We start from the raw sequence: 26,683 nt of genomic DNA, 5'->3' as shown, positions 1-26,683 counted from the left end.
ATCGAGAAGAAGACATCATCCGACGGAAGCGTCAAGTATCTCTGGCAGGTTCCCAGTTCGGGCAGCAGCGTGGAGAGTATCTGCTTCCGTCTGGACGGCCAGCCGCACATCTGTATCTCCACGCAGGCCGGTTGCAACGTCGGCTGTGTGTTCTGCGAAACGGGCAAGCAGCGAAACCTCGGGGACCTGACACCGGAGGAGATCTACGCCCAGGTCGCCCTGACGGCGGCCGATCTGCCGGAGGAGGTGCCGGGCGGCCGGTTCGCGAAGGTCGTGGTGGCCGGGATGGGCGAACCTCTGCTCAACTTCGACAACCTGCGCGAGGCGGCCGGGCGGCTGCTGGCCGACGGGCTGGCCGAGCAGGTGACGCTGACGACGTCGGGGATCGTGCCGCAGATGCGCCGGCTGGCGAGCATGCCGATCGGGACGCTGAGCGTGTCCCTGCACGCCACCACCAACGAGGTGCGCACCCGGCTGATTCCCACGAACAAGGCGTATCCGCTGGAACAGGTGGTGGAGGCGGCGCGGGACTACCGGCTGGAGACCGGTACCCCGGTCATCATGAACTACCTGCTCTTCGACGGTGTCAACGACACGGACGCCGATCTCGAACGCCTTGCCGGACTGGTCGACCCGGCGCTGTTCTCGGTGAAGCTCAAGTCGTGGAACGACGTCCCGGAAGTCGGCTTGCGCCCGTCGTCCGAAGAGCGGTACGCGTACTTCAGGCGGGGGCTCGCTGAGGCCGGTTTCGACGCGAGTATCTGTGTCAGCGCGGGGAGCGACGTGGGCGGCGGCTGCGGCCAGTTGCGCAGTGTCCACCGCGCCCTGAAGCGGGGCAGGCGCACGTTCGTCGGCCTTGCGGCCCCGTCGCCCTCGTCCGCCGGCGCGGGCCCGGACCTCGGGAGCGTCACATGACACCCTCCGGCGTCGGGCCGGCTGCGGCAGAAGAGGGACTGCCTGCGCCGAGTGAGTCCGCCGGGCAGGCGGGCAGGCAACTGCGGCGTCTCGTCTCGCGGGCCTACGGGCACTACGGTGCGCGGAAGTCCCTGAAGGTCCCGCGCGGAGGCCCGATCAGGGCGGGACGCGCGGGCGGGCTGCCCTTCGACTCGCTCACCAGCGATCTGATGCTCGGGTGCCTGCCCGCCAGCCAGATCTGCTACGGCAACTGCTTCGCGGCACGCGCCGCCTTCGAGTCCGGATACGACTTCGGCACCCGCGTACCGAACATCCTCGACGAGGACACGTTCCGGGCGGACCTCGACGCCCTGCCCGAGGACCAGGGGTATCTGCGCAACGGCTGGAACAGCGACGCGTCCTGGGACTGGGCGACAGCGGCCCGCCTGACCGAGCTGATCCACGCGTCGGGCCGTCACACGGTCTTCATCACGAAGGTCTTCCGCCCCGTCCCGGACGAACTCGCCGCGCGGATGGCCGCGCTCCGCGCCGAACTGCGTGTGTCTGTCAGCGTCTTCGACACCGAGGCACAGCTCAGGCTCCGGATGCGGACGAGTCTCCAGTACCGCGCCGCGGGCGGTGTGGTCGTCCCGGTCATCATGACCAGCCGGTTCCGGGACCCGGAGCTGGCGCACCGGCAGGACCGTATCGTGGACTGGTTCCGCGAGCACGACTTCCCCATCGGCGAGAACAGCCTGCGCTTCGTGCCCGGATCGCCGGTGCTGGAGGCGATCGAGACGGACGCGCTGCGCAGTACGTCGGACACGGGCGACCTGTGGAGCGGACGGCTCTACGAGGATTTGCCGGTCCCCACGCTGACGTCCGTCCCTCCGCAGTACCGGGGACTGGCGAGCGGCTACCTGTCCGAGAACGACCCCGGCTCCCTCACGGCGCTCTGGCACGAGCCGGTGCCCACCCACACACAGGTGCTGTCCCCGGCACGGCAGGCCAAGCCACGCCAGTGCGGCGTAGCGCTGGACTGGACACGCGGCACCGCGGCAGCGGGTCACGGCGGCGGACCGGTCGTACCACTCGGCATGGAGGGAGAATGAGCGCGTCCCAGTCGGCGGCGGCGCCGGACGCCGGCGCGGTCATGACCGTGCGGCCCCTGGGCGGCGCGTTCGGTGCCGAGGTCCACGGCATCGACCTCGCGGACGATGGCCCGGGCCTGCACCAGGCCCTCGCGGACGTCCTCGCGGAGCACCACGTGCTGTGCGTCCGGGAGCAGAGCGGCCTGTCCCCCGCCGCGTTCCTGGCCTTCGCGCGGCGCTTCGGGCGGGTCACGGGGTATCCGTTCGGGCGCAGCATGGAAGGCTTCCCGGACATCCTGCGCGTCATCAAGGAACCGGCGACAGAGGTCAACTTCGGCGGCGTATGGCACACCGATTCGCCGTACCACGAGATCCCGCCGTCGCACACGGTGCTGTTGGGCGTCGACATCCCCGGCACCGGCGGGGACACGTTGGTCGCGGACATGTGCGCGGCCTATGAGGCACTGGACGAGGGGACGAAGGCCCGTATCGACCACGTGGACGGGGTGTTCTCGGCGGCCAAGGTCCACGGCAGCCGCTCCGACGACCTGCGCCTGGGCGATGTGGTCCGGGTCAGCGACCAGCCGCGCGCGGACCGGGAGTTCCACCACCCCATCGTGCGCACGCACCCGGTCACCGGCCGGCGCGGGCTGTATGTGAGCGCCTGCCACATGACGGGCCTCGCCGGGATGGCGCCCGAGGAGGCGGAGCCGCTGATCGCCTTTCTCACCGAGCACGTGGTCCGGCCCGAGTTCACCTCCCGCATCCGCTGGACGCCGGGCACGGTCGTCGTCATCGACAACCGCTGCGTCCAGCACAAGGCGCTCAACGACTACCCGGGCCACCGCCGCGAGATCCACCGGATCCAGGTCAGCGACGACCGCCGCCCCGTCCGCACCCCATAACAGGCGCCCTCCACAACGCGCGCTCCAGAACGGAAGAACCGCCCCATGATCACTGGCTTTCACACGTCGGTGCGCTTCGAGGATCCCGCCCGGTGCTCGGCGGAGGTCCGTGCCGTCCTGACCTCCCACCGTGTCGTCCGGCTGTCGGACGTCCCCGGCGACATCGATCACGGGGCTTTCTCCCACGCGCCGGCCTCGCAACCGGGCGACTTCCACTTCAAGGACGAGGGCGCGGCGACGGCGGCCCTGGAGCGGGACGGCTGGCTGGACATCCGCTACGCGGACGGGCTCCCCGCGTTCAACTGGGGCAGCACCCGCGTGTCGTCCGAGAATCCGCCGCACGTACGGGACATGGCCCGGCGCTTCGCCGACTTCCGCGAACAGCGGATCGTGGACGGAGGACCCGTCGCCCCGGTTCCGCCGGCGCGCGGGGAGGCGGTGACGCACTCATGAGCGCGGACGAAGAAGCGCACGGGCGTGGCGGGCTGTCGTCTGCCCAGTGGGAGGTCTGGCTGGGGCACGAGCTCGACGCCACGGGCGCGCTCTGGAACATCGCCCAGTACTGCGACATTCCCGCGGCCATCGACACCGGCAGATTCGCGGACGCCGTGGCACAGGTGGTCGCCGAGACGGACGCGCTGCACACGGGCGTCGCCGTGCGCGACGGCCTGCCGTACCCGGTCTCCGGCCCCCCGCACGGCTGGAGCCTGGAGACACTCGACCTCTCCACCGCCCCCGACCCGCACGGCGAGGCGGTCGCCCGGATGGAGGCCGATGTCACCGAACCCGTCGATCTGGCCGCGCCGCCGCTGTTCCGGTACGTACTGATCAAGCTGTCCGACGACCGGTACCTGTGGTACCTGCGCCACCACCACGTCCACTTCGACGCCTTCTCGATGTGGCTGGTCGCACGGCGCGTGAGCCATCTGTACCGCGCGGCCGGCACACCGGAGGGCCGACTGGAGCCGACCGCCACCCTCCTGCGCCACGAGAACGCCTACCGCGCCTCACCACACCACGCCGAGGACCGCGCGTACTGGCTGGACCGCCTCACCGGTACGCCCGAGCCGACCGGTCCGGCGGGCCGGCGGGCCGACCCCGTCCCGGGCCAGCGCACCGCGCAGGTCACGCTCTCCCGTGACGTCATGGCACGGCTGCGCGCGGCGGCGGCCGGCCGTACCTCCGTCGACCTGCTGACGGCGTGCCTGGGCGGCCATCTGGCCCGGGTGACGGGGTCCGAGGACGTGCTCCTCGACTTCGTGGTCAGCGGACGCACCGACCCGGCCACCCGCCGCACCCCTGGGATGGCCGCCAACCGCCTCCCCCTGCGCCTCGCGGTGCGCGCCGGTGAGGCGTTCAGCACGCTCGTCGGCACCGTGAGCGACGAGATCCGCTCCCTGATGCGGCACAGCGCTCACCCAGGACAGGAGCTGCGCCACGCCGTGCGCCCGGGCTCCGGACGAATCGCGCACGCGGGTCCCGTCGTCAACTTCCTGCTGTTCGACTACGACGCGGTGCGGTTCGAGGACCGCGCGGTCAGGTGCCACTACGTGCGGACGGGTCCCGTCGCGGATCTCCATGTCAACATCACCCGGTCCCAGGGAGAGTTCCACGTCGAGTTCGCGGGCAATCCCCAGCTCTACTCGGACCGGGACCTGGAGGGGCACGCGGAGGCGTTCCGCGAGTTGGTCGAGTCCGTCGCGGACGCACCGGAGCGCGCCGTCGTCTCCCGCTCCGTGCCGGTGCGCGACTCCGGGCAGGACACCGTGCACGACACCGGACACGGCACCGGCCCCGGGGTCCCGGCGGCCACCTGGCCCGCCCTGTTCGAGGCGCAGGCCGCCCGTACACCTGGGGCCACCGCCGTCTCCTGCGCGTCCCGGTCCCTGTCCTACGCCGAACTCGACGCGCGCGCCGACGCGCTGGCCCACCACCTGACGGGCCTCGGCGTGGGGCCCGGAGACCTGGTGGCGATCGCCTGCGAACCGTCCGCTGACATGGTCACCGCCGTCCTGGCCGTGATGAAGTCCGGCGCCGCCTACGTTCCGCTCGACGCGGCGCATCCCGCCGCGCGAACGCGGTTCGTCGCCCACGACTGCGCGCCGGCCGGCCTGCTGACGGACCAAGAGCCCACCGGCGGGCTGGCGGCCTACGACTGGGACTGGGTGCTCCCCGCGCCGTCGTGGCCGCGGACACCGCCGAGCGAGGCGCCCGGCGCCCGCCGCCGCAGGCCGCTCACGCCCGACAGCCCCGCCTACGTCATCTACACCTCGGGATCGACCGGCGTCCCCAAGGGTGTCTGCGTGTCCCACCGGGGCATCGCGAGCCTCGTCGCCGCGCAGCGCGAACGGCTGGCGCTCACCGCGCGCTCGCGGATCCTGCAATTCGCCTCCCTCACCTTCGACGCCTCCGTCTTCGAGATGTGCATGGCCCTGCTGACCGGCGCGACCCTGGTCCTCGCCGGCCGGGAGCGGACCCGCCCCGGGGACGACCTGGTGCGGCTGGTCGACGACGAGGGCATCACCCATCTCACGCTGCCGCCGTCCGCGCTCGCTGTCCTGCCGCCGGACACGATGCCTGGCCTGGAGAGCGTGGTCGTCGCGGGCGAGCCCTGCCCGGGTGCGCTGGCCGAGCGCTGGTCCCGGGGGCGCCGCCTGATCAACGCGTACGGTCCGACCGAGGCGACCGTCTGCGTCACCATGAGCCGTCCGCTCTCCGGCCCTGACAAGCCGCCCATCGGCACCCCCGTCACCAACGCCCGTACCTACGTGCTCGACGGCCGCCGGGAGCCCGTCGCCACCGGCGCCACCGGCGAGCTGTACGTCGGCGGACCCGGGCTGGCCCTCGGCTACCTCAACCGGCCGGACCTCACCCGCGAACGGTTCGTCCCCGACCCGTTCGCGCCGGGCGCCCTGATGTACCGCACCGGCGACCTGGTCCGCACCCGCCCGGACGGCCAACTGGAGTACGTGGGCCGCGCCGACCACCAGGTCAAGGTGCGCGGCCACCGGATCGAACCCGGAGAGATCGAGGAGACCCTGTGCCGCCACCCGGCGATCGCGCGGGCCGCGGTGCTCGTCCGGGAGGACGACGGCACCCCGCGCCTCGCCGCGTACGCCCAGCCCGCCGCCGGTGCCGCCCCGTCGGCCGCCGACCTGCGGGCGCACCTCAAAGAGGCCCTGCCCGCCTATTTGGTGCCCGACCTGATCGACGTCGTCGGCCGGATGCCGCTGACCGCCAACGGCAAGACCGACCACGCGGCGCTGCGCGCCCTGCCGCCGCCGTCCTGCGGCACGGCCGTGCCACGTACCCCGCAGGAGCACACCCTCTGCTCGGTCTTCGCCGAGGTGCTCGGCCGCGACCGCGTCGGCGTGGACGACGACTTCTTCACGCTCGGCGGTACGTCGCTGCGCGCGGTCGAGCTCATCCGGCGGATCCGTACGACGCTGGGCACGCAGATCTCGATGCGCACCCTGTTCGACGCCCCCACCGTCGCCGCACTGGCCGCGGGACTGGGTATCCCCACCACGCCCGAGGCGTCCCTGGACGTCCTGCTGCCCCTGCGTCCGCACGGCTCGCGTGCCCCCCTCTTCTGCGTCCATCCGGCGCTCGGACTGAGCTGGGGCTACGCGGGTCTTGCCCGGCACCTCGCGGACCGCCCGCTCTACGGGCTCCAGGCGCGCGCGCTCACCGCCCCCGGAACGCCGGGATCGGTCGAGGCGATGGCCACCGACTATCTGCGGGAGATCCGGCGGATCCAGCCCACCGGCCCCTACCACCTGCTGGGCTGGTCCTTCGGCGGGCGCGTCGCCTTCGAGATGGCCCGCCAGGTACGAGAGGCCGGGGAGAGCGTCGGGCTGCTGGCGCTCCTCGACTCCAACCCGCCCCCCGCGCGGTCGAGTACGGTCTCCACCGACGACTTCGTCCGCGAGGACGCGATCACGGCGTACTTCCTCACGATGCTGAGTGAACTCGACCCGGCCGAGGCGGCACGCACCGTGGAACGCGCGCCGGACCTGGACGCGCTGCATGCCAGGCTCGTCGCGCTCGGCAGCCCGTACGCCCTGCTGGAACGGCACCATTTCCACCGCATGTTCGACCTCCACCGCGACCACTACGTGCTGTCCAGGAAATACGTCCCCGCCACGTCGTTCGACGGCGACGTGGCCTACTTCTCCGCGTCGCAGGACGCCCCGAGCGGACGCACCCACGAGAACTGGCAGCCGTTCGTGGACGGCAAGGTGACCGGTTACCCGATCGCCTGCCGGCATCTCACCATGACCGGCCCGGCTCCGCTGGCCGCGATCGGTGACGTCCTGCGCGACCTGCTCCAGGACCGTTGACGCCGAACGGAGGACAGCCCGGCGCGGGCCGTCGTGGGGGCGGCATCCGCGCGGCGCTGGGCCCGCTGCGCCGCGGGCCCTACCGGTACTTCTGGAGCGGGCAGGTCCTGTCCCAGCTGGGTTCCGCCGTGTCCACCGTCTCGCTGCCCTTCGCCGTGCTCCAGATCGGCGGCGGCTCGGGCGGCCTGGGACTCGTCCTCGCGGCCCGGATGCTCCCTCAGCCCCTTCTGGCCCTGCTCGGCGGGACGGTCACCGACCGCACATCCGCCCGGCACGTGATGGTCACCGCCCACCTGGTGTCCGGCCTGGCCCAGGCAGCGGCGGCCGTCTTGCTGCTGACCGGCTCGGCCCGCGTGTGGCAACTGGCCGGGCTCGCCCTGCTCACCGGCGCGTCCGCCGCGTTCTTCGCCTCGGGCGAGCAGGCGGTGATCCCGCGCCTCGTCGACGCCGCCCAGCGCCAGAGGGCCACGGCACTGCTGCGCCTCGCGCAGAACGGGTGCAAGACCCTGGGCCCGGCCCTCGGCGGGCTCCTCACCGCCGCCGCAGGGCCCGGCTGGGTCACCGCGTGCGACGCGCTGAGCTTCCTCGGTGCCGCGCTCCTGCTCTCCCGCATCGGCCTGCCCCTGCCCCTGCCCGCGGCTCGGCGGCGGAGCACGGTCCTGGCCGACATGGGCGAGGGCTGGCGGGAGTTCCGCAGCCGGCGCTGGCTGTGGGCTCTCACCCTCCAGAACGCCGTGACCCTGACGGTATGGCTGGCCGGCTTCCAGGTATTGGGGCCCCTCTACGCGGCACAGACGCTCGGCGGTGCCCGGCCGTGGGGCCTTGCCGTCACCGCGCTCGCGGTGGGTCTCGCGGCCGGAGCGACCGCGGCCATGCTCTGGCGACCCGCCGCCACGGGAGTGCTGATCTGTCTCGGTACCGGCACGATGGCGCTCCCGTTCCTCGCCATGGCGAGCGAGAGCGGCCTGCCCGTCCTCATGGCGTCCATGGTGGTCGCCGGCGCGGGCATGGACCTCGCGATGGTCAACTGGACATGCTTCGTGCAGGACCACGTCCCCGTCCAGCGCCTCGGCCGCGTGATGTCGCTGTGCGGTACAGGCCCCCTGCTGCTCGTCCCCGTCGGCTACGCGCTGGTCGGCCCCGCGGCACACCTCTTCACCCTGCGCGGCACGCTCGCCCTCAGCGCCACGGCGATCGTCCTGTGCAGCGCGGCGCCCCTGGCGTCCCGCCAGATCCTCCGCCTGTCCCGGCCCACGCCGGGAGCACCGTCCGCCGGAACGGCATCGGTCCGGGCATCCGCCCCTCCGCCTTGAGCCACCGATGGCCCCTGCACCTCCCACGGCACGGCCGCGCACAGGTCCTGCAAGGGTCGCCATTCCAGCGTATGCGGCGCGAAACGGGGCGAGCCGACAGGCCCTCACATGCCGTGCCGGTTTCAGCAATCCCAGCGTCGCCAGCAGAAGGGGACCACCGACGGACAGAGGCCACAGCATCGCCGTCACCGCGTCCGCGCCACCCTGTAGCGCGAAGTGCCGCTGATGGATGTAGGACGCGTACGCCGCTACCCCCGCGACCAGCGCCGCGCAGCAGCGACGCACCCGCACCTCGGCCGACGCGACGAGCCATCCGCAGCGCGGCAGCGCTCTCTCCGGAGCAACGGCCCCCTCAACTTGGCCCACCGCACCAGGCGCCCCTGACGGCTCTTCCCGAGACGCGGCCTCGCGCTTTCCGTTCGTCGAAGAAGCGGTCGAGCGGACCATTCACCCCACCTCCAGCCGCGTTCGCTGGACCAGCCCGTGGGCGTAGTGGTCGAGTCCCCCTCCCGACACCATCAGTACGCCCACGGTGCTGGCCGAGTCTCGGCCGGCACCTGTTGCGTTTCGTGGCCGTGGGTCAGCCGCAGCCCGAATCGCCGGCACCTCGGCCTTGGCCTCCGCTTCCAGTGCGGCACGGTGCCGGCCGCCGGGTCCGGGGTCCGGGGTCCGGGACGAATCCGTCGGAGCTGGTGACGGGCTTCCTTCCCTCAGGGTGAGGTCACGTCTGCGGGACAGGGAAGGTGACGTTGGTCAGCCGCTCGCTCTCGTGCCACAGCCAGGCGCCCAGCTCGGGGTCGTCGGCTCCGGCGGGCAGCCGGACCGCCTTGGGCGCGCCGGAGGTCTGGTCGCGTCCGGCCGGGCCGAGATAGGCCCCGCTGGCGACCGCGGGGTGGGTTGCCGCGTAGAGGGACGGCCAGGCCGCGCCGTCGGCAGAGCCCATCAGTGTGCGGGAGGCGAGGGCCACGAGCAGGCGTCCCGTCCGGCTGGTGGAGGTGTGGCGCTGAAGGTTGGTGACGGCCGAGCCCGGATGGACGGTCACGGCCCGGTGCGTACTGCCGGCAAGCCGGCGGGCGAGTTCCTGGGTGAAGACGACGTTGGCGCGTTTGGACTTGGCGTACGCGCTCATCGGGCGGTAGCCGCGCTCGCTCATCAGGTCACCGAGATCGCCGGAGCGCCAGGCGGCGGCGAGGGCGCTGACCGTGACGACGCGGGCAGCCGAGGAGCGTCGCAGGGCCGGCATCAGATGCGCGGTGAGCGCGAAGTGGCCGAGGTGGTTGGTGCCTACCGTGAGTTCGAGGCCATCGCGGGTGAGTCGGCGCTCCGGGACATCCATCACGCCGGCGTTGTTGATGAGGAGGTCAAGGGTCTCGCCTGCGGCGAGCGGGGCGGCCGCCTCACGGATCGCGGTCAGGTCGCCGAGGTCGAGTCCCATCGTCTCCAGGCGGGCGCCGGGCACGTCCGTGCGCAGGCGGCGGGCGGCGTCCGCCAGGGAGTCGGGGCGCCGGCCCGCGAGCAGGACGCGGGCGCCGTGTCCCGCCAGGACCTGGGCGGTGCGGTAGCCGATGCCGCTGTTGGCGCCCGTGATCAGTGCGGTCAGGCCGTCGAGGTCGGGGATGTCGGCGGGAGTCCAGTGGCGGACCATGACAAGCCTCCTAAATGAATGTTCATTTACTTCGCTCAGCATGCGGAGGGTGCTCCGAGTTGTCAAATGAACGTTCATTAAGAGAGGGTGGTGGTCATGGCAACGCGTGACCCCGACCGCAAGCGCGAGCAGCTGATGGCAGCCGCCCTCGCCGAGTTCGCCGAGTTCGGCCTGGCAGGATCCCGCGTGGACCGGCTCGCCAAACGCGCCGGGATCAGCCCCGGCCTGGTGTACTCCTTCGCCGCCGGGAAGGAGGGCCTGTTCGAGGCCGTCTACGAGGCGATCGCCGAGCAGACTGTGAACGCGGTCCCCGTCGACGCCGACGACCTGCCCGAATACGGCGGCCGCCTGTACGACGCCGGGCAGCAGCACCCCCGGGTCATGCGTTTCCTCACCTGGTACGCGCTGGAAAGCACCCGACGGCCGACGCCCGGCGTCATCGCCCGCTCGATGCAGGACAAGATCGCCGCCATCGAGGCCGCCCAGCAGCGGGGCACTGTCCGACAGGACAAACCGGCCGCGGAGATCCTGGCTCTCGTGCTCGCGCTGGCGAACATGTGGCAGCACCACACCGAGGACGTCAATTCGCTGGTCCCTCCAGCCCAGCAGCGCACGACGATCACCGACGCCGTACGCCGTCTGGTCACCCCGGACCGGGCCGGTCCCGGCTGAGAGTTCCGCACGCGCGACGGCGTCCGGGTCTACTTGGTGCAGCGTTCACGGGAGCGGGCGGCACCTGGACGCTGGAAGGGTGACCGGGTCGGGCAGTTCGGGCGCCGTGGTCGTCTGCTCGACGAGGGTGTGGCCGTCCCAGGTGAAGTCAGGTGGCGGTACGTCACAGCGTGAGGGGCCCCGGTCGCCGCGAGGCGGGTGCCAAGTTATAGTCGCGGCGTCGCGAAAAACGATGTTCCGCAGGTCCGTCCGCCGAACATCGCTTGTACATCGACGCAGATGGTTCTGATCGGTGAGCGTCTCCTTGCCGAGACCGGGCATCCCGTCCGCTTTCGGCGCTGACCATCGTCGGCGCGTGCCGACGCGACAGAGGAGCGCAGCGTGCAGAAGACCATCGCCATCGTCGGAGCGGGACTGGGCGGCCTGACGCTCGCCCGGGTGCTTCAGACTCACGGTGTCGCCGCGACAATCTACGAGGGTGAGGCTTCGGCGACGACCCGCGCACAAGGCGGCTTGCTCGACATCCACGAAGAGATCGGCCAGGTCGCGCTTCGCGCAGCTGGTCTCTATGACGAGTTCCTCGCTCTGGTCCGCCCGGGCGAGGACGCCAAGCGTGTGGTCGACCGCCACGGCACGGTTCTGTTCGACATGCCCGCGGACCCCGGTTCGGCCCGTCCTGAGGTGGACCGTGGCGAACTCAGGCGCCTGCTCATCGACTCACTGGCACCCGGGACGATCAGGTGGGGTCACAGGCTCGCCTCGGTCCGGCACCGTGTGGAGGGCGGCTACGACCTCACTTTCGCGGAGGGTTCCGCCGCGCGTGCCGACATCGTCGTCGGCGCGGACGGGGCCTGGTCAAGGGTGCGTCCGCTGCTCACTCCCGCCAGGCCTGTCTACAGCGGGACCTGCTTCGTCGAGATCGCCCTCGCCTCGGGCGGCCGGAACAGCCGGGCGACCCTGGCCGCGATCGGCAACGGCACGCTGATGGCGGTCGCGCCGGGCAAGGGCATCATCGCCCATCGCTACGCCGACGGGCACGTGCGCGGATACGTGGCGCTGAACAAGCCCGAGGAGTGGGTGAGGTCGATCGACTTCGGCGACCCGTCCGCGGGCCTCCGTCAACTCGCCGACGAGTTCGACGGCTGGTCGCCACTGCTCACCGCCTTCGTGACACAGAGCGACGCGGAACCGTGGCTCCGGCCCATCCACGCTCTTCCCGTCGGGCTCAAATGGGACAGGGTGCCCGGCGTGACGCTCGTCGGCGACGCCGCGCATCTGATGTCGCCCTTCGCGGGCGAGGGCGCGAACCTCGCCATGTACGACGGTGCGGACCTGGCGAACGGGCTGGTTGAACACTCCGACATCGAGGTCGCGCTCACCGCCTACGAAGAACGGCTGTTCCCACGTAGTCGCGACGCCGCCGACCGCTCGGCGAAGAACCTGGAAATCTTCTTCGGCGGGGAAGCACCGCAGAGCGTCGTCACGTTGTTCGACCGCTCCTGATGCCTCAGGCCTGTTTCCCGTTCTTGCTGTGGGACCGGAGGGGATCGGGTACGGCCATCGCGTGATCATCAGGTGCGGCGCGGACTCCGCGAGCAGCGGAGCGACCGGGTGCCATCCCGGCGACGTCGGCCTTCGGCACGTCCGGCCGCAACGGAGAACGCGGCGTTGACTGGCCGAGGGGAACGCGTTATCAAGAAATGACGCCGGCCCCAAGAGAGTGCCCATGCCCCGTGTCCGGGCCCGGTGGAGTCCTGACCGTCAGCCGGAGGAAAGCCACCGTGCCGAGAAATCGCCGTAGCCATCCCGACGACCACGGAGACGAATATCCCGGCATTCCCGGGCCCGAGCCGGAATCCCCCGGGGCGGAGGAAACGCTGCACGGCGGGCACCTCACCGAAGTGGTCCGCCAGGGAAACCGTGTTCGCCGCAGCACCGGCCCCTGGTCGCCCGCCGTGCACGCGCTCCTCGACCACCTGGCGAAGTCCGGCTTCACGCGCGCCCCGCGGCTCCTCGACGTGGACGAGGAAAAAGGCTATGAGTACCTGAGCTACCTGCCCGGCGAAGTGGGATATCCGCCCATCCGGGCACCATGGCAGACCGACGAAGCGCTACGGGCCGCGGCTCATCTCATCAGGGAATACCACGACGCCGTCGCGGATTTCACGCCGCCGGAGAATGCCCGCTGGCGATTCATGGTCGGTGCGCCGCGAACCGGCGAAATCATCTGCCACAACGATATCGCCAATTATAATCTGCTCTACTCCGACGGCCTTCCCTCGGCGCTGATCGACTGGGACTTCGCCGCCCCGGCCGACCGTACCTGGGATCTGGCCCAGGCGATGTGGTATCTCGTTCCGCTGCACACCCCCGCCTACTGCCGCAGCGTCGGCTGGGCCGAGGTGGACGTGCCCCGGAGGCTGCGGCTGTTCTGCGACGCGTACGGGCTGCCGGAGGACGACCGCGTCGGCCTGATCGATCTCGTGGCCGAGCGCCAGACCGTCACGTTCAGGACCATGGACACCTGGGCCGCGCGGGGGGTGCCCGGATTCGCCGAACTCGTCGAGAACCCTCCGGAGATCACCGAGCGGGCCGACGCCCCCCATCTGCGCCGCCACCGGGACCTCTGGCAGCGGGCGCTCCTGTGAGCCCGCCGGATCTGATCCAGCGTTTCCTGCGCCAGGTACGGCGCACCCCGCACGCGCTCGCGGTGACCGGAACGGGCGGCGACCTCACCTACGGTCTGCTGGAGGCCCGTTCGGCCGCCGTCGCCGCGGCTCTCCGGGAAGAGGCGCGCGGGCGCCCGCGCATGGTCGGGCTCGCCTGCGGACGTACGACGGCGAGCATCGTCGCCGTCATGGGTGTGCTCCGGGCGGGCGCGGCCTACGTGCCGCTGGACGAGAGTCATCCGGCGGAGTACAACCGGCGGCTGATGCGCCGGGCCGGTGTCCGGCAGGTCATCGCCGACCGGAGCACGGCTGACGCCGCTCGCGCGCTGACCGGACGGCCGCTGACGCTGCGGGACGACGGCAGGCCGGACGGCGCGGGGGCGCCGGACGGATCCGTCGCGTCACCGGCCGCCGTCGCGTCACCGGCGTCCGTCCCGCCGTCGGCCTCCTTCCCGCCACCGGCGCGGACCGCGGCGCCGGAGGCACCCGCTTACATCCTCTTCACCTCCGGCTCCACCGGTGAGCCGAAGGGCGTGATCATGCCCAGGCGGTCGCTGGACAACCTCGTCGACTGGCTGCTGGCCGACCCGGACGCGGACCTCTCCGGCCCGGTGCTGCACTTCTCCACGCTGTCCTGGGACACCTCCACCCAGGAGATCTTCCCCACCCTGTGCGCGGGCTCCACCGTCGTCGTGGCCACACAGGAGGAGCGCCACGACCCCCGCGCGCTCCTGGCGGCGCTCCGGGCGCACCGTGTCGGAAGGGCGGTGCTGCCGCCCCAGATCCTGCACCGGCTCGTCGGCGCCGGTCAGGCACCGCAGCTGCGTGAGGTGATGAGCGGCGGCGACCAGTTGCTGCTCACCCCCGAGCTGCGCGACTGGTGCGCGGCGATACCCGCACGGCGGCTGCGCAACGCCTACGGGCCGACGGAGACGCAGATAGCCACGGTCCACACGGTTCCGGACGTACGCCGGGCGCCCGCCGTCGTTCCGCTGGGCGGGCCCGCGGCGAGCTGCGCCCTCGCCGTCCTGGGCCCGGACGGGTCTCCGGTGCCCGACGGTGTGCCGGGCGAGCTGCACATCGGAGGGCCCGGGCTGGCGGACGGCTACCTCGGCGCACCACGGGAGACCGCCGCACGCTTCCTGCCCGCCCCCGGCGGCCCGGCCGCCACGCGCCGGTACCGCTCCGGCGACCTCGTCGTCAGGGAGCCGAACGGCGCGCTGCGGTTCGTGGGCCGGGCCGACCGGCAGGTGAAGATCCGCGGGCACCGCGTGGAGCCGCAGCAGACGGAAGCGGTGCTCGCGGCCATGCCCGGTATCGGGGCCGCCGCGGTGATCGCCGCTCCCGGTCCGGCCGGTCCCCGGCTGGTGGCCTTCCTCGTACGCGACGGGGCCGACGGGCCAGTACCGGAGTCGGACGCACCCGGGGGCGGCGGACACGCGGAGCTGCGCGCCGCGCTGGCCGAGCGGTTACCGCCGCACCAGGTGCCCGTGCTGCTGCGGGACGTACCGGAGCTGCCGCTGACCGCGAACGGGAAGGCGGACGTCGCCCGGCTGCGGGAACTGGCGGCGGCGACCACGGAGAACGGGCACTCCACCGTCCCGGGCCCCTCAAGTCCGCCAAGCTCCTCCAGCCCCGCAAGCCCTGCGAGCCCCTCCGCCGGCCCCTCCCACCCCGCGAGCCCTTCGGGCCCGGCCGAACGGACGCTGCGCGAGATCTTCACGGACTGCCTCGGGCTGCCCGCGCTCGCGGCCCCGGACGCCGATCTGCTGGTCCTGGGCGGCGATTCCCTCACCGCGATGGACGTCGCGCAGCGGTTCCGCGCGGCCGGCTACGACCTGCCCGTCTCGGCCGTGCTGGCACACACCACCCCCCGGCGGCTGGCCGCGCTCGTCCGCTCGCCACGGCCGCGCCCGGCCCCCGACGGGGCCGTGTCGGCATGGTTCCCCCTGGCGCCGTCCCAGGCCGACGGGCTGTCGCTGCCGACGCCGGACCGCGACCACCACAACCAGTACGCGGTGCTGCGCACGGCCCCCGGAACCGATCCGGCACGACTCAGCCTGGCACTGGCCGCGGTGGTACGGACACACCCTTCGCTCCGGCTGTCCGTACGCGAGGACACGGGAGCCCCGGGGGCGGAGGGGCCCGGCCCCCGCCAACGCGTGACACCGGCCGAGGCCGTCCCCGGGGCCGCGCTCATGGACGTCACCGATCTGCCCCCTGACGCGGGCCCCGCCGAGGTCGCGGAGGCGGTACGGCACACCGGCAGCGCCCTCCACCGCTCGCTGGACCTCGCAGGCGGCCGGCTCCTGCGGGCCCGTCTCCTGCGGCGCGGCGCGCACCGTACGGGCCGGCTCCTGCTCGTCGCGCACCAGATGGGCATCGACCGGCTGTCCTGGTCCATCGTCGCCGCCGATCTCGCCGCGGCCTACGACAGCGGCTCGCCGCGACTGGAACCCGAAGGGACGTCGCTGCGCGAGTGGATCGCGGCGGTCGAGCGCCACGCGCACGGCGCCGCCGCGGCCGAGGCCGCGTACTGGCGGCAGCAGGGGGAGCCGACGGGCCCCCTGCGGCCGGACGTGCCAGGGGCCGACCCGCTCCGCGACAATCTCGCCGGTTCGGCCGCCGAGGTCGTCCGGACCATCGGCGGTGAGGTGGCCGGGGCGCTGCTGCGGCGGACGCCGGGACCGCCCGCCGAGATGCTGCTGTACGCGCTGGGCCGGGTGCTGGCCGGGGCGAGCGGCACTCGGGCGGTACGGATCGACACCCTGCACCACGGCAGGGGCCACACCCTCGCGGACGACGTGGACCTGCTCCGGACGACCGGCTGGTTCACCGCCTCCGTACCGGTACGTGTGGACACGGCCGACGGCCTCGCCGCGTTCCTGCGGCGGCCCCGCCCCCCGCACGGGGGCCTGGGCTGGGGCGCGCTGCGGACGTACGGGTCCTCCCCTGCGGCGACGGCACTCGGCCTGCTGCCGTCCGCCGAGGTCTCGTTCGACTTCCTCGGGCGCCCGGGCCCCCTGGGCTCCACGGGCCCCTTCCTTGGGTGGATACCGGAGGCGGACACCGGGCCCTTCGTCCACGGGGAGTGGCGCCGTCCCCATCCGCTCGAGGTGCAGTGCGAGATCGCCGGCACCGGCGACCGGCTGACCGTGACGTGGACGTACAGCCGCGCTGTCTTCCGCGCCGCGACCGTACGCGGCTGGGCGGAGGAGCACGTCCGTACGGTCACGGGCCTGGTGGCGTAGCCGGACCCTGCCCGCCGGTGCGCGCCGCGGCGGACCACAGCGGGCCGTGGCGGGCCGTGGCGGGCCGCGAGCCGGTCATCCCCGGTGCCGGGCCAGGCCCTCGTGGTGGGCGAGGTTCAGCACGCCGAACACCTCGGCGTGGCCGCCACCTTGCGCGACGGCTCCCCGGTAGCGGGCCAGCCCTTCGAGCGCTTCGTCCCAGGGCACATGGTGGAGCTGGGAGGCGTAGGCCCGCATGGCGTGCACCTTCTCGGCCATGACCGAGGAGATGTTCACCGCGTGGGAGAACTCCCGCATCGGGGTCCACACCTCGTACGCCAGCACCAGGCGGGGCGGGGGCGCGGGTTCCGGGCCCGCCTCGGGGAAGAAGTCGGCGCTGGCCATCCACAGGGCGTCACGGGCGAGTTCGTGCACCAGCCGGTGTTCCCGGTCGCCCTCGTCGGCGTGCGGCAGGTACACGACGGCGGGGCGCAGCCGTCGCACGGCGGCGGCCAGCGCGATCCGCAGTTCGCGACGGGGCAGCAGGTCGCGGGAGGGGGCGTCGAGGCAGAAGTGCTCCGCGACGCCGAGCCGCCGCGCGGCGAGGTCGATCTCGGCCGCGTACCGCTCCTCGGACAGTTCCTCCGTGAGGGTCGGCTCCCGGCCGACGACGTGCACGACCGCGACGTGTCGCCCCGCCTTCGCGTGCAGGAGCAGCGAGCCGCCCGCGCCGATCAGTTCGTCGTCCGGGTGCGGTGCGATGGCGAGCACGGTGCCGGCGTCGGGCACGGGCCTGTCCGGGCCGTTCACTGGACGATCCCCGCCCAGCGGGCCCAGGCCGCCGTATGCGCGAAGCCGGTGCGGAAGCCGGTGCGGGGCGGGCAGCCGAAGGCGGTCACGGTGTCGGTCGAGACCGTGGCGTGGCTGTCGTACAGGGCGCGTTCCCACTCCTCCGGGGGCGCGCCGGAGGTCGCCGCTTCGGGGGTGCCCAGCAGTTCCCTGTACGCGTCGTAGAACCGGCCCCACGGCAGCGTCTCGGGTCCTGACACCAGCATCCGCGCCTGCTCGGGCGCCGGCCGGGTGGCGGCGGCGATCAGCGCGTCGGCGACGTCGGAGACGTGGACGGCGTTGCACGTGCCGCCCTCGTCGCCCGTGGGCAGGGCCGTCTTGCCCTCGCGCAGCCTGCGCAGCGGGGTCAGGGTCCACGCCGGGCTGCCGGGCCCGTAGACGACGGTGGGCTGGACGACGACTGTCGTCAGCCCGTCGCTGCCGGAGGCGAGGACCAGTTCCTCGGCGGCGAGCTTCTGGTGGGCGTAGTCCCGTGCCCCTGGGCTGTGCGCGAGGCGGGGTGCGGACTCGTCGATCCGGCTCCGGCCCTTGTCGTCGTAGACGGCGACGGTGCTGACGTGGACGAAGCGGCGCACACCGGCGCGGCGGGCAGCGGCGAGCGCGGCGCGGGTGCCGTCGACACCCACCGACCACTGCTCCTCGGGGGTGCCCTCGCCGCCGTGGACGGTGTGCACCACGGTGTCGCAGCCGCGGAACGCCTCCGCGAGGGCGTCGGCGTCGCGGATGTCGGCGTGGTGCGGCCGGAGCCGCGGTCCGGCGAGGTGGGAAAGCGGGGCCAGCTTGGCGAGGTCGCGTACGACCGCGGTCACGGTGGAGCCGCCGGTGACGAGCCGCTGGGTGAGGTGGGAGCCGATGAAGCCACTGGCCCCCGTCACCGCGATCCGGCCCGGCGGGTGCTGCGGGGCGGGACGGGGGCCTTCGGCCGGCCGGGGCAGCGGGGTGACGTCGGCGGCGCGGGCGGAGTCGCGGGCGGCGCTCAGCAGCCGCACGGCCGTCTCGGCCTCGGCCAGGGTGGCCGCCGACCTCGTGTCGTCGCCCGGCGCCCCAGGTGTTCCGGTGTGCCTGGCGATGGCTCCGGCGAACTGTTCGAGCTGGCCGCTGAACAGTCCCACCCAGGTGTCGCGGGCCGGCGGCTCCAAGGGCACGGCGCCCTCCGCCACCAGGGCGCCGTCCCTGTTCCGCAGTTCGTACGTGCCGGGGAAGCCGGTGCCCACCGTCAGGTCGGCCGTGGTCCCGTGCAGGGTGCAGGTGTCCCCGAGGGAGCGCAGCCTGCTGAGGTGGATCTCCGACGGTGTGCCGCCGAAGGTCGCGTGCAGCCGTATCTCGCTCTCGGCGCCCGAACCGCCGTTGTGGGCGCACGAGACGACCTCGGCCGGGCCGGGGAACCAGTGATGCAGCAGGTCGAGCACGTGCGGGCCGGTGTCCAGCAGGACGCCGCCGCCCTCGTCCGGCGGCGCGAACATGAATCCGGTCAGCAGCGGCCACGCGTAGGGGTGCCCTTCCCGCCAGGTCACGGAGGTCACCCGGCCGAGCCTGCCCTCCGCCAGCGTCCTGCGCACCCACGGGGCGGCGGGGAAGAGCCGCCGCACGTGTGCGGGCATGGCGAGGGCGTTCCCCGCCCGGGCGGCGGCGGCGATGCGCCCGCAGTCCTCCGTGGTGAGCGCCAGGGGCTTCTCCAGCAGGACGTGTTTGCCCGCCCGCAGCAGCGTGTCGGCGAGGGGGAAGTGGGTGGCGTGCGGCGTGGCGATGATCGCGGCGTCGATCTCCGGCAGGATGTCCGCCGGTTCCGTGCCGAGGGCGACCTCTCCCGGTGCGGTACGGGCCGTGGCGCAGGCGGCGCGGTAGATGTCGGCGGCCTGGTGCGCGTGCGCGGGCACGGTGTCGACCAGGTGGGTCAGCCGGAACGGTCCGCCCTCCGCGAGCGCGGGCAGATGGCACGCACGGGCCGCGGCGCCGCAGCCGATGACGGCGAGGCGCGACGGGGCTGAGGGAGAGAGCACAGCATCCTCCATGGAAGGACTCTGGTGGGGGCGGGGGCAAGGCGGGCGGGGCTTCGAAGAGAGGTGGGGGCGGGGCAGGGCGGGGCGGGGCGGGGCTGCGAAGGGGGCTGCGCGGGCGGTCAGGACGGGACGCGTCCCTGCGGCCCGGAGGTGATGCGGCGGCCCTGGCGCTCGTGTGAGGCCCGCAGCAGGGCCCGCTGTTCGCCGCTGAGCAGGGTGGAGTGCCCGGGGACACCGGGGTGGGCCCGGACCCGCCGGGCGGTGCGGGGGTAGTGCGGCCGTACTCCGTAGGGGTCGCGCAGGTGCTGGTAGAGGGTGCCGAGGTGGTAACTGGTCAGCCAGGCGGTGCGGTAGAAGGCGGGCCCTGGGCCCTTGCGGCGGCCGATGCTGACGATCGAGCCCAGGTCGTTCGCGAGCCGCCACCGCATCCGGGGCGTGGGGAACAGGCCCAGCTCCTGTCCGATGCCTTCGCCGATCCCGTAGCGCAGTCCGCTGCGCAGGTCGGTGAGTCCGCTCTGCGGCGCGTGTTCGACGACGGCGTCCGGGAGGTAGGCGACGGGGATTCCGGCGAGCTGGAGCCGGAAGTCGAATTCGCGGTCCTCCTCCCAGTGGATGAGGCCGGAGTAGTGGTATCCGCCTATGCGGTCCACGATGTCCCGGTCGTAGATGAGCGGCGGTGAATAGGCGTTGACGTGGTCGGCGATCTGGAAGGAGCGGGACTGCTCGATCCAGCGGCTGAGCCGCCCTCGGGCCGAGCGGAACCGGACCCTGCCCTTGACCACCGGGTGGTCGGCCGCCGCTTCGGCGAGGGCGCGGATGGTGCCGGGGAGGAAGACGCAGTCGGAGTCCATGAGCAGGACATAGCGTCTGCCCGCGGCGTCGATGGCCGCGTTGTACGCGGCGCCCAGGTTCGGTTCGTCGATCTCGGCCACCCGCACCGGCCGGTCCAGGGCCCGGATACGGCGGTGGGTCGCCTCGTCGGCGCCGTTGAGAGCCAGGACGATCTCCACCTCCTCGTCGACGCTCGCCACGCACTGGACGACCAGGGGGTCGTCCTTCACGGGGATGACGACCGACGTGTCGGCCAGGGTGGCGGTGACGCGTGCTTCGGAGGCGGGAGCCGGCGTTCTTCCCGGCTCGGCGTGCGTTCCGATGTCGGGGCAGGGCGGGGGCGGGGCCGGAGTCGGGGGTGAGGACGGGGGTGGGGGTGGGGGTGGGGGTGAGGTCACGTCAGTTGGCTCCTCGGTGGAAAAGTCCGCTCTGTAGCGCCGCTGTGCCGCCGAGCTTCCGCTCCAGCCAGTCGGCGACGGCCAGGAGCAACGGGTCCTGGCCGTGCGGGGCCACGCACTGCAACCCCACGGGCATGGGCGGGCCGCCGTCGGCGGGGACGGCGCGGCCGGCCGGGAGGCTGAGGGTGGGCAGGCCCGCCCATGACCAGAAGACGGTCGTCTCGATGTCGCCGGTGTGGTCGTAGCCGAGCGGCGCCGGGCCGAGGGCTGAAGGGCACACCCAGCAGTCAGCGCCGGTCGCCCGCAGCCCGGCGGCCAGCCGGCGCCGCAGCACGGGCAGCCGGGAGCGGGCCCGCGCGATCCGCCCGCGGGGCAGGGCCCGTCCCGCGTCGATCGCCGCCGCCGTGCGGGCCCTGTAGCGCGGCGCGTACCGGGGGTACCACTCGGCGTGGGTGCCCGCGAGTTCGCCGAGCATCAGGTCGTCACAGGTGCGCAGCCAGCTCTCCACGTCGTCCTGCCAGGGGGCGGGCACGGTGACGACGTCAGCGCCCGCCTCTTCGAGCGCGGTGAGCAGCGCGGTGAACGCGCGGCGCGCGGCGGGCTGCACCAGCTCCATCGGGTAGCCGTCGGGTACGGCGAGCCGGGGCGCCTCGCCGGGGGCGGCGACGACGCCGGTGAGCGCGGCGGCTGCGGTGGTCAGGGTGGCCATGTCGCGGGTGAAGATCCCGATGGTGTCGGCGGACGGTGCCAGGGGCACGCCGTCGTAGGGGATCAGCCCGTGGGTGGGTTTGTATCCGACGACGCCGCAGTAGGCGGCCGGAGCGGTGACGGAGCGCTGGGTCTGTGCGCCGATGGCCACGGAGCAGATGCCCGCGGCCACCGCGGCCGCCGATCCGGCGCTCGAACCGCCGGGCGTCCGGGCCCGGTCGTGCGGGTTGCGGGTCGGGCCGGGCTCGGCGCACCCGAACTCGTCCAGGTGCGTCTTGCCGAGGACGACGCCGCCCGCCTCGCGGACCCGGCGCACCACCGCCGATTCGGGCCCGGCGAAGAGCGCGGCGGGCAGGGCGGAACCAGCCCGGGTGGGCAGTCCTTCGGCCCGGAAGACGTCCTTGACCGCGACCGGGACCCGGGCGAGCGGCCCGTCCGAGGCGGCCTGCCGACGGGACTCGGCGGCCACCCGGGCCCGGCGTCCCGGCTCGGCGATGAATGCCCTGATACCGGGATCAAGTGACTCCAGCCGGTCGAGCGCGGCGCCGACGTCCTCCGGCGGGGCGCCCCTCATCGCAGCAGGGGCCGCAACGTGACCCCGAACCGGTCGCTGAGCGACACCTTGAGGACGTCGCCGCTGTCGAGTTCCCGTGGCCCTTCCGCCGTCCGCAGCGCCTCCACCACCTCGGCGGAATTGGCGATGAGGGTGGTGACCGGCCGGTCCAGCGCGATGGGAAAGTCGTGCCAGGTGCCGAGGTGGAGGAGAAAAGCGCTGTTGGCGGGGAAACGCAGGGCGCGTGCGGCGTCGAGGTCGGGCAGCTTCGCGTCGTTCTCGTGATTGGGCGGAGTGAGCACCATGACGAAAGGCGCGCCCAGGGTGACGAAGAGCTGGGTCAGATGCAAATGGCGTTCGAGCCAGCGGACTTCCACCTCGGGGTCGGGAAGGATCTGCGCCGTCCGTAAGGCCGCGCGTCCGCGATAGCGGAATCCGATGTCTCCGCCCTCGATGACCCGGCCGGGATAGAAGGGGATGTCCATGGCCTGGACGACATCCGTGGTGATCAAGGTGCCGAAAGGACGCACGGTCTTCTCGTCGGCGTCGGAGACGAGTATGTCGAGACTCTTTGCTGTATTCACCCAGGATCGTCCTCACACAAGTGTCGGAAGAGGGCAGCACCCGTGGCCCACCGGACATGCGGCAGGGCGGCGATTTCTTCGAGACAGCGGCGCAGCGCACCGATTCTTCCCGGCTGCCCCACCAGGAACGGGTGCAGGCCCAGCGCGACGACGCGCCCGCCGTGCGGCTCGGCCGCCAGCGTCCTCACCTGTTCCACGAGCGCGTCGGCGAACTGCGCGGGGGTCTGCCGCAGACTGAGGAAAAGCGTGATGTCATTCGTTTCCATGCTGTACGGGAGAACGAGCAGCCGCCCCGCCGGCCTTCCCCACCAGTAGGGCACGTCGTCGTTCCCGAGGTCCGCCACATAGCGCACACCGGCGGCGGACAGCAGGTCCCAGGTGTGGTCGCTCACGGCGAAGCCCGGGGTGAGCCATCCGTGCACCGGGCGTTCCGTGCCGTCCTGGAGCACCCGGAGACTCCGCTCGATCACCTCGGCCTCGGCCTGCGGAGAGAGGTCGCTGTGGCGTGTGCTGTTCTCCCAGCCGTGCGCCATCACGTCCCAGCCGTTTCTCTTGACAGCCTCCACGATCTCCGGGTGACGCAGGCAGATTTCGGCGTTGAGCGCGGCCGTTGCCGGGATGCCGAGTTCCGCGAAGAGCGTGAAGAGCCGGAAGATCCCGGCGCGATTTCCGTAGTCGCGCCAGTTGTGGTTGGCGATATCGTGGCCGTGCGCCAAGTGCGGCTGCAACGCCGGTCCTTGACCGCCCTGCGGATAGTGCTCGATGTTGACCACCGGCCAGACCGCCACGCGGGCGCCGTCCGGCCACGCCGGTGTTCTCGCGTCGCGCGGGCGGAATGGCGGTTCCAGTGGTCCATGGCTCACTGTCATCACACGGTCCGTGAAGTGAAGGGCAGCATTGTGCTGCCGGAGCGGAAACACGGCGGCTGAGAGCAGCCAAGACCTGTGTCACGTTCTCATCGGTGCGCGGGAAATGCGTAGCCGTGCGCCGCTTCCGTTGCTTTGAGGGCGACGGTGACAACGGGAAGCGGCCGAAGGCAATGGGAAGCCGCGAATGTTTCTGCTGCTGCTTCTCCTGCTGCGTCTGCGGATTCAGCTCCGCACGACGATAGTCGATACCTCCGGGATTCGCTCCCCCTGGTCCGATTCCCTTGGCCTGGGGCTACCCTCGGCCGGGGAACTGCCCGCCGCCGAGGGGCATTCCATCACCTGTCGGCGAAAGCAGGGCCGGGGCACAAGGAGTGGACTCCGTGTCTCACGAATGCGCCGCGGCCGGCTTCGACCCCGGATTCCCGCCCGCGGCCGCACGACCATCCCGCCCCCACCGGTCGGCCGATGACGGTGGCGGTTGTCTCGCCGGCGAGACAGCCGTCCCCGCCACGAGGCCGTAAACGTCCTCACAGGGAGCTCCATGAACGGATTGAGTGAACAGCTCTCACAGCACCCGTTGCTCCAGGCGATCGAGAAGGCTCTCCCCGAGCTGGACAGGTCCCTCGAAACGCCCTCCGCCGACGTGCTCCCCGACGCGGCCGTGGCGCTGCTCCGCAGGACCGGCGTCTTCCGGATGGCCCTGGCGACGGACCTCGGCGGGATGCAGACCGACCCCCTCGTGCAGTTGCGGGCCGTCGAGTCCCTGGCCGAGCACGACGCGTCGCTCGGCTGGTACGCCATGATCGGCTCCGACAGCGGCTACTACGCCTCCTTCCTCGACCCGCGGGTCGCCGCCGAGATGTACGCCGACGACCCGGACGCCATCACCGCTGGCTTCGTCGAGCCCGCCGGTACCGCCCTGCGCACCGGCGACGGCTACACGGTGAGCGGCCGGTGGCCCTTCGGGAGCGCCAGCAAGCACGCCAGGTGGCTGGCCAGCGGCTGCCGGGTGCGCGACGGCGAGCAGGCAGGCCGGTGGATCGTCGCCCTGCTGCCGCGCACGGACTGCACCGTCGACGAGGACAGTTGGCACGCCCTGGGGTTGCAGGGCAGCGGCAGCTTCAGCTACGCGGCCCACGAAGCGCTGGTGCCGAGGGAACGCACCTTCAGCTTCGACCGCCCCCTGAGCAGTGATCCGCTCTACCGCTGTCCTGTCATGTACCGCGCGAAGGTGCCGGGGGTCGTCCTGGGCGCGGCCCGCGGTGCGGTACGGGAGTTCACCTCCCTGCTGGAGAGCGGTCTGGAGCCGGGCTCCGGGCGCCCCCGGCGGGAGTCGCCCGCCCTCCAGAAGGCGCTGGGCCAGGCCATCGCCCGTACCGCGGCCGCCCGCTCGTACGCCTACGACACGGTGGGCGACCTGTGGGACACCGTTCAGGCGGGCACCCTCCCCGGCACGGAGCAGCGGGCCGCGTTCCGCATCATGCTCGCGCATGTGATGGACGTGTGCCGGGAGGTGGCCCTGAGTCTGTTCCGCGCGGCGTCGGGCGGCGCGGTGCACGACCGCCACCCCTTGCAGCGGCGGCTGCGGGACATGCTCACCGCGACCCAGCACGCACTGGGCAACGAGCGGACGTACGAACATGTGGGCGCGGCGCTGGTCGGCCTGCCGACGCCCGAGGGGACGCTGTGACCCTGCGGGTGCTCCTCACCGGGTGCGGCAGCGGGCTCGGCCGGCACACCGCTCTGCGGCTCGCCGCCCGTGGCCACACCGTCGTGGCCACCGTACGGCGGCCGGAGGCTGCGGAGGAACTCCGGGCCGCCGCCCGCACCGGCACGCCCTTGCACATCGTGCGCATGGACATCCGGGATCCGGTGACGGTGGCGAGCGGGCTGGCCGAGGCCGAGGAGCTGGCCGGTGGGCTGGACGGGGTGGTGCACAACGCCGGTGTCGAGGTCGCCGGACCCGTGGAGACGACGGACGAGGACGCGCTGCGGTGGCAGTTGGAGACCAACGTCGTGGGCACGTACCGGCTGACCCGCGCCGTGCTGCCGGCCATGAGACGCCGCCGCGCGGGCCGCATCGTCTTCATCGGCTCCCTGGTCGGGCTGGCTGCCCGGCCGTTCGCCTCGGCCTACTGTGCGAGCAAGTTCGCGCTCGAAGGGCTCGCGGAGTCCCTCCGGTGGGAGCTGATGCCGTTCGGCATCGTGGTCTCGATCGTGGAGCCGGGCCGCTACCCCAGCGAGCTGTACCGCAAGGGACGCGCTCCGCACCTGCCCGCTGAGTCCCCCTACAGGCCACTGGCCGACGAGTACCGTGCCGCGCTCCCGAAGCTGGAGCCGCCGGGCCACGACCCGGACCCGGAGGAGGTCGCGTGTGCCGTGGCGGAACTTCTGGAGGCCGCCCGTCCCCCGCTGCGGCGTGTCGTCGGCGCGGACGCGGAGGCCACCGTGGCCATGCGGACGGGGCGCGGCTACGAGGAGTACGAGAGGGAGATGGCCCGCGTGCTGGGCCTCTCTGCACGCTGGGACCGGGAGCAGACATGACAGAGACGCGACAGGCACCGTTCGACACGCTCGCCGCCCAGTTGGCGGGACCGCCCCACCTGGCCGTGCTCACGACGCTGCTGCCGGACGGGCATCCGCAGAGTCACGTCGTATGGGTGGGCCACGAGCCGGGACGGCTGCTGGTGAACACCGAACGCCACCGCGCCAAGTACCGCAACGTCCTCCGGGACTCCCGGGTGACCGTGCTGCTCGTCGACGGGCACGACCCGCACCGCTTCCTGGAAGTGCGGGGGGCGGTCACCGACGTCGTCGGCGGGGCCGCGGCCAGACAGCACGCGGACCGGCTGAGCCACGCCTACCGGGGCCGCGGCTACCCGTCCGAGAGCATCCGCACCGAACGGGTCGTGCTGGTCATCGAGCCGCTCCGGTGCCTCGCCGCCCAGGGCCCGTCGCTGCGCACCCTCGACGCCGGACCCCGGGGGCAGGGCGAGTGGTCGCCGCCCCGCCCCGAGTGACACCGCCCGTGCGTCACCGTCCGAGTGACGCCGCCCGTGCGTCACCGTCCGAGTGACGCCGCCCGTGCGTCACCGTCCGAGTGACGCCGCCCGTGCGTCACCGCCCGCG

At 72.7% G+C, this 26,683-nt stretch carries 20 protein-coding genes and 1 pseudogene; 13 read left to right on the top strand and 8 right to left on the bottom strand.

Annotated elements, in window-relative coordinates; translation table 11 throughout:
• Positions 1-69 precede the first annotated feature (69 nt).
• Genes ACWGJ2_RS07020 through ACWGJ2_RS06995 form a run of 6 tightly spaced genes read left to right on the top strand, consistent with a single transcriptional unit; the run spans position 70 to position 8,546 of the window.
• The gene (locus ACWGJ2_RS07020; protein ID WP_453344951.1) at positions 70-915 is read left to right on the top strand and encodes a radical SAM protein; all 846 of its coding nucleotides are present in this window, start codon (positions 70-72) and stop codon (positions 913-915) included.
• Positions 912-2,006 carry a hypothetical protein gene (locus tag ACWGJ2_RS07015; protein WP_453344950.1) on the top strand — a complete coding sequence of 365 codons (1,095 nt, stop codon included), beginning with the start codon at positions 912-914 and terminating at the stop codon, positions 2,004-2,006. The genes ACWGJ2_RS07020 and ACWGJ2_RS07015 overlap by 4 nt, the downstream gene beginning before the upstream one ends.
• Positions 2,003-2,890 carry a TauD/TfdA dioxygenase family protein gene (locus ACWGJ2_RS07010; RefSeq protein ID WP_453344949.1) on the top strand — a complete coding sequence of 296 codons (888 nt, stop codon included), beginning with the start codon at positions 2,003-2,005 and terminating at the stop codon, positions 2,888-2,890. Before ACWGJ2_RS07015 ends, ACWGJ2_RS07010 begins: the two co-directional genes overlap by 4 nt.
• A 45-nt stretch (positions 2,891-2,935) precedes the next feature.
• Positions 2,936-3,343 (top strand): hypothetical protein, encoded by a 408-nt coding sequence (locus ACWGJ2_RS07005; protein WP_453344948.1) that lies wholly within the window; start codon positions 2,936-2,938, stop codon positions 3,341-3,343.
• Positions 3,340-7,233 carry an amino acid adenylation domain-containing protein gene (locus tag ACWGJ2_RS07000; RefSeq protein ID WP_453344947.1) on the top strand — a complete coding sequence of 1,298 codons (3,894 nt, stop codon included), beginning with the start codon at positions 3,340-3,342 and terminating at the stop codon, positions 7,231-7,233. The genes ACWGJ2_RS07005 and ACWGJ2_RS07000 overlap by 4 nt, the downstream gene beginning before the upstream one ends.
• Positions 7,230-8,546: an MFS transporter gene (locus ACWGJ2_RS06995; protein ID WP_453344946.1), complete on the top strand. Its 1,317-nt coding sequence runs from the start codon at positions 7,230-7,232 to the stop codon at positions 8,544-8,546. Before ACWGJ2_RS07000 ends, ACWGJ2_RS06995 begins: the two co-directional genes overlap by 4 nt.
• A gap of 102 nt (positions 8,547-8,648) precedes the next feature.
• Here ACWGJ2_RS06995 and ACWGJ2_RS06990 read toward each other — a convergent pair.
• Both ACWGJ2_RS06990 and ACWGJ2_RS06985 read right to left on the bottom strand, forming a co-directional pair.
• Positions 8,649-8,993 (bottom strand): annotated as a pseudogene (locus tag ACWGJ2_RS06990) (DUF2637 domain-containing protein); the annotation flags it as partial.
• A 274-nt stretch (positions 8,994-9,267) separates the two neighbouring features.
• Positions 9,268-10,191 carry an oxidoreductase gene (locus ACWGJ2_RS06985; RefSeq protein WP_453344945.1) on the bottom strand — a complete coding sequence of 308 codons (924 nt, stop codon included), beginning with the start codon at positions 10,189-10,191 and terminating at the stop codon, positions 9,268-9,270.
• 96 nt (positions 10,192-10,287) lie between these two features.
• Here ACWGJ2_RS06985 and ACWGJ2_RS06980 point away from each other — a divergent pair, with 96 nt between their 5' ends.
• From ACWGJ2_RS06980 to ACWGJ2_RS06965, 4 genes are all read left to right on the top strand, one after another.
• On the top strand, positions 10,288-10,863 hold the full coding sequence (locus tag ACWGJ2_RS06980; protein WP_453344944.1) for a TetR family transcriptional regulator: 576 nt from the start codon (positions 10,288-10,290) through the stop codon (positions 10,861-10,863).
• Between the two features lie 381 nt (positions 10,864-11,244).
• Positions 11,245-12,366 carry an FAD-dependent oxidoreductase gene (locus ACWGJ2_RS06975; RefSeq protein ID WP_453344943.1) on the top strand — a complete coding sequence of 374 codons (1,122 nt, stop codon included), beginning with the start codon at positions 11,245-11,247 and terminating at the stop codon, positions 12,364-12,366.
• 278 nt (positions 12,367-12,644) lie between these two features.
• Positions 12,645-13,511 carry a phosphotransferase gene (locus ACWGJ2_RS06970; RefSeq protein ID WP_453344942.1) on the top strand — a complete coding sequence of 289 codons (867 nt, stop codon included), beginning with the start codon at positions 12,645-12,647 and terminating at the stop codon, positions 13,509-13,511.
• Positions 13,508-16,783 carry an amino acid adenylation domain-containing protein gene (locus ACWGJ2_RS06965; protein WP_453344941.1) on the top strand — a complete coding sequence of 1,092 codons (3,276 nt, stop codon included), beginning with the start codon at positions 13,508-13,510 and terminating at the stop codon, positions 16,781-16,783. The genes ACWGJ2_RS06970 and ACWGJ2_RS06965 overlap by 4 nt, the downstream gene beginning before the upstream one ends.
• Before the next feature lie 75 nt (positions 16,784-16,858).
• On the opposite strand, the gene ACWGJ2_RS06960 is transcribed toward ACWGJ2_RS06965, so the two are convergent.
• From ACWGJ2_RS06960 to ACWGJ2_RS06935, 6 genes are all read right to left on the bottom strand, one after another.
• The gene (locus tag ACWGJ2_RS06960) at positions 16,859-17,572 is read right to left on the bottom strand and encodes a PIG-L deacetylase family protein (protein WP_453344940.1); all 714 of its coding nucleotides are present in this window, start codon (positions 17,570-17,572) and stop codon (positions 16,859-16,861) included.
• Positions 17,569-19,623, bottom strand: a complete 2,055-nt coding sequence (locus ACWGJ2_RS06955) for an NAD-dependent epimerase/dehydratase family protein (RefSeq protein ID WP_453344939.1) — start codon at positions 19,621-19,623, stop codon at positions 17,569-17,571. Before ACWGJ2_RS06955 ends, ACWGJ2_RS06960 begins: the two co-directional genes overlap by 4 nt.
• A 107-nt stretch (positions 19,624-19,730) precedes the next feature.
• On the bottom strand, positions 19,731-20,840 hold the full coding sequence (locus tag ACWGJ2_RS06950; protein WP_453344938.1) for a glycosyltransferase family 2 protein: 1,110 nt from the start codon (positions 20,838-20,840) through the stop codon (positions 19,731-19,733).
• Between the two features lies 1 nt (position 20,841).
• A complete protein-coding gene (locus tag ACWGJ2_RS06945) occupies positions 20,842-22,122 on the bottom strand; it encodes an amidase (RefSeq protein ID WP_453344937.1) in 1,281 nt (426 codons plus the stop codon).
• On the bottom strand, positions 22,119-22,685 hold the full coding sequence (locus ACWGJ2_RS06940) for an ureidoglycolate lyase (RefSeq protein ID WP_453344936.1): 567 nt from the start codon (positions 22,683-22,685) through the stop codon (positions 22,119-22,121). Before ACWGJ2_RS06940 ends, ACWGJ2_RS06945 begins: the two co-directional genes overlap by 4 nt.
• Positions 22,682-23,605, bottom strand: a complete 924-nt coding sequence (locus tag ACWGJ2_RS06935) for a polysaccharide deacetylase family protein (RefSeq protein WP_453344935.1) — start codon at positions 23,603-23,605, stop codon at positions 22,682-22,684. Before ACWGJ2_RS06935 ends, ACWGJ2_RS06940 begins: the two co-directional genes overlap by 4 nt.
• A 490-nt stretch (positions 23,606-24,095) precedes the next feature.
• On the opposite strand from ACWGJ2_RS06935, the gene ACWGJ2_RS06930 reads away from it, so the two are divergent.
• From ACWGJ2_RS06930 to ACWGJ2_RS06920, 3 genes are read left to right on the top strand one after another with little or no spacing between them, the layout of a single operon-like run.
• Positions 24,096-25,244, top strand: coding sequence for a hypothetical protein (locus ACWGJ2_RS06930; RefSeq protein ID WP_453344934.1), 1,149 nt, complete (start codon positions 24,096-24,098; stop codon positions 25,242-25,244).
• Entirely contained in the window at positions 25,241-26,098 is an 858-nt protein-coding gene (locus ACWGJ2_RS06925; protein WP_453344933.1) for an SDR family oxidoreductase, read from the top strand. The genes ACWGJ2_RS06930 and ACWGJ2_RS06925 overlap by 4 nt, the downstream gene beginning before the upstream one ends.
• Entirely contained in the window at positions 26,095-26,574 is a 480-nt protein-coding gene (locus tag ACWGJ2_RS06920) for a PPOX class F420-dependent oxidoreductase (protein ID WP_453344932.1), read from the top strand. Before ACWGJ2_RS06925 ends, ACWGJ2_RS06920 begins: the two co-directional genes overlap by 4 nt.
• The last annotated feature ends 109 nt before the right edge of the window (positions 26,575-26,683 follow it).

Source organism: Streptomyces sp. NPDC054796 (genome assembly GCF_053611545.1).
This window is presented reverse-complemented; position numbering and strand designations above follow the sequence as displayed.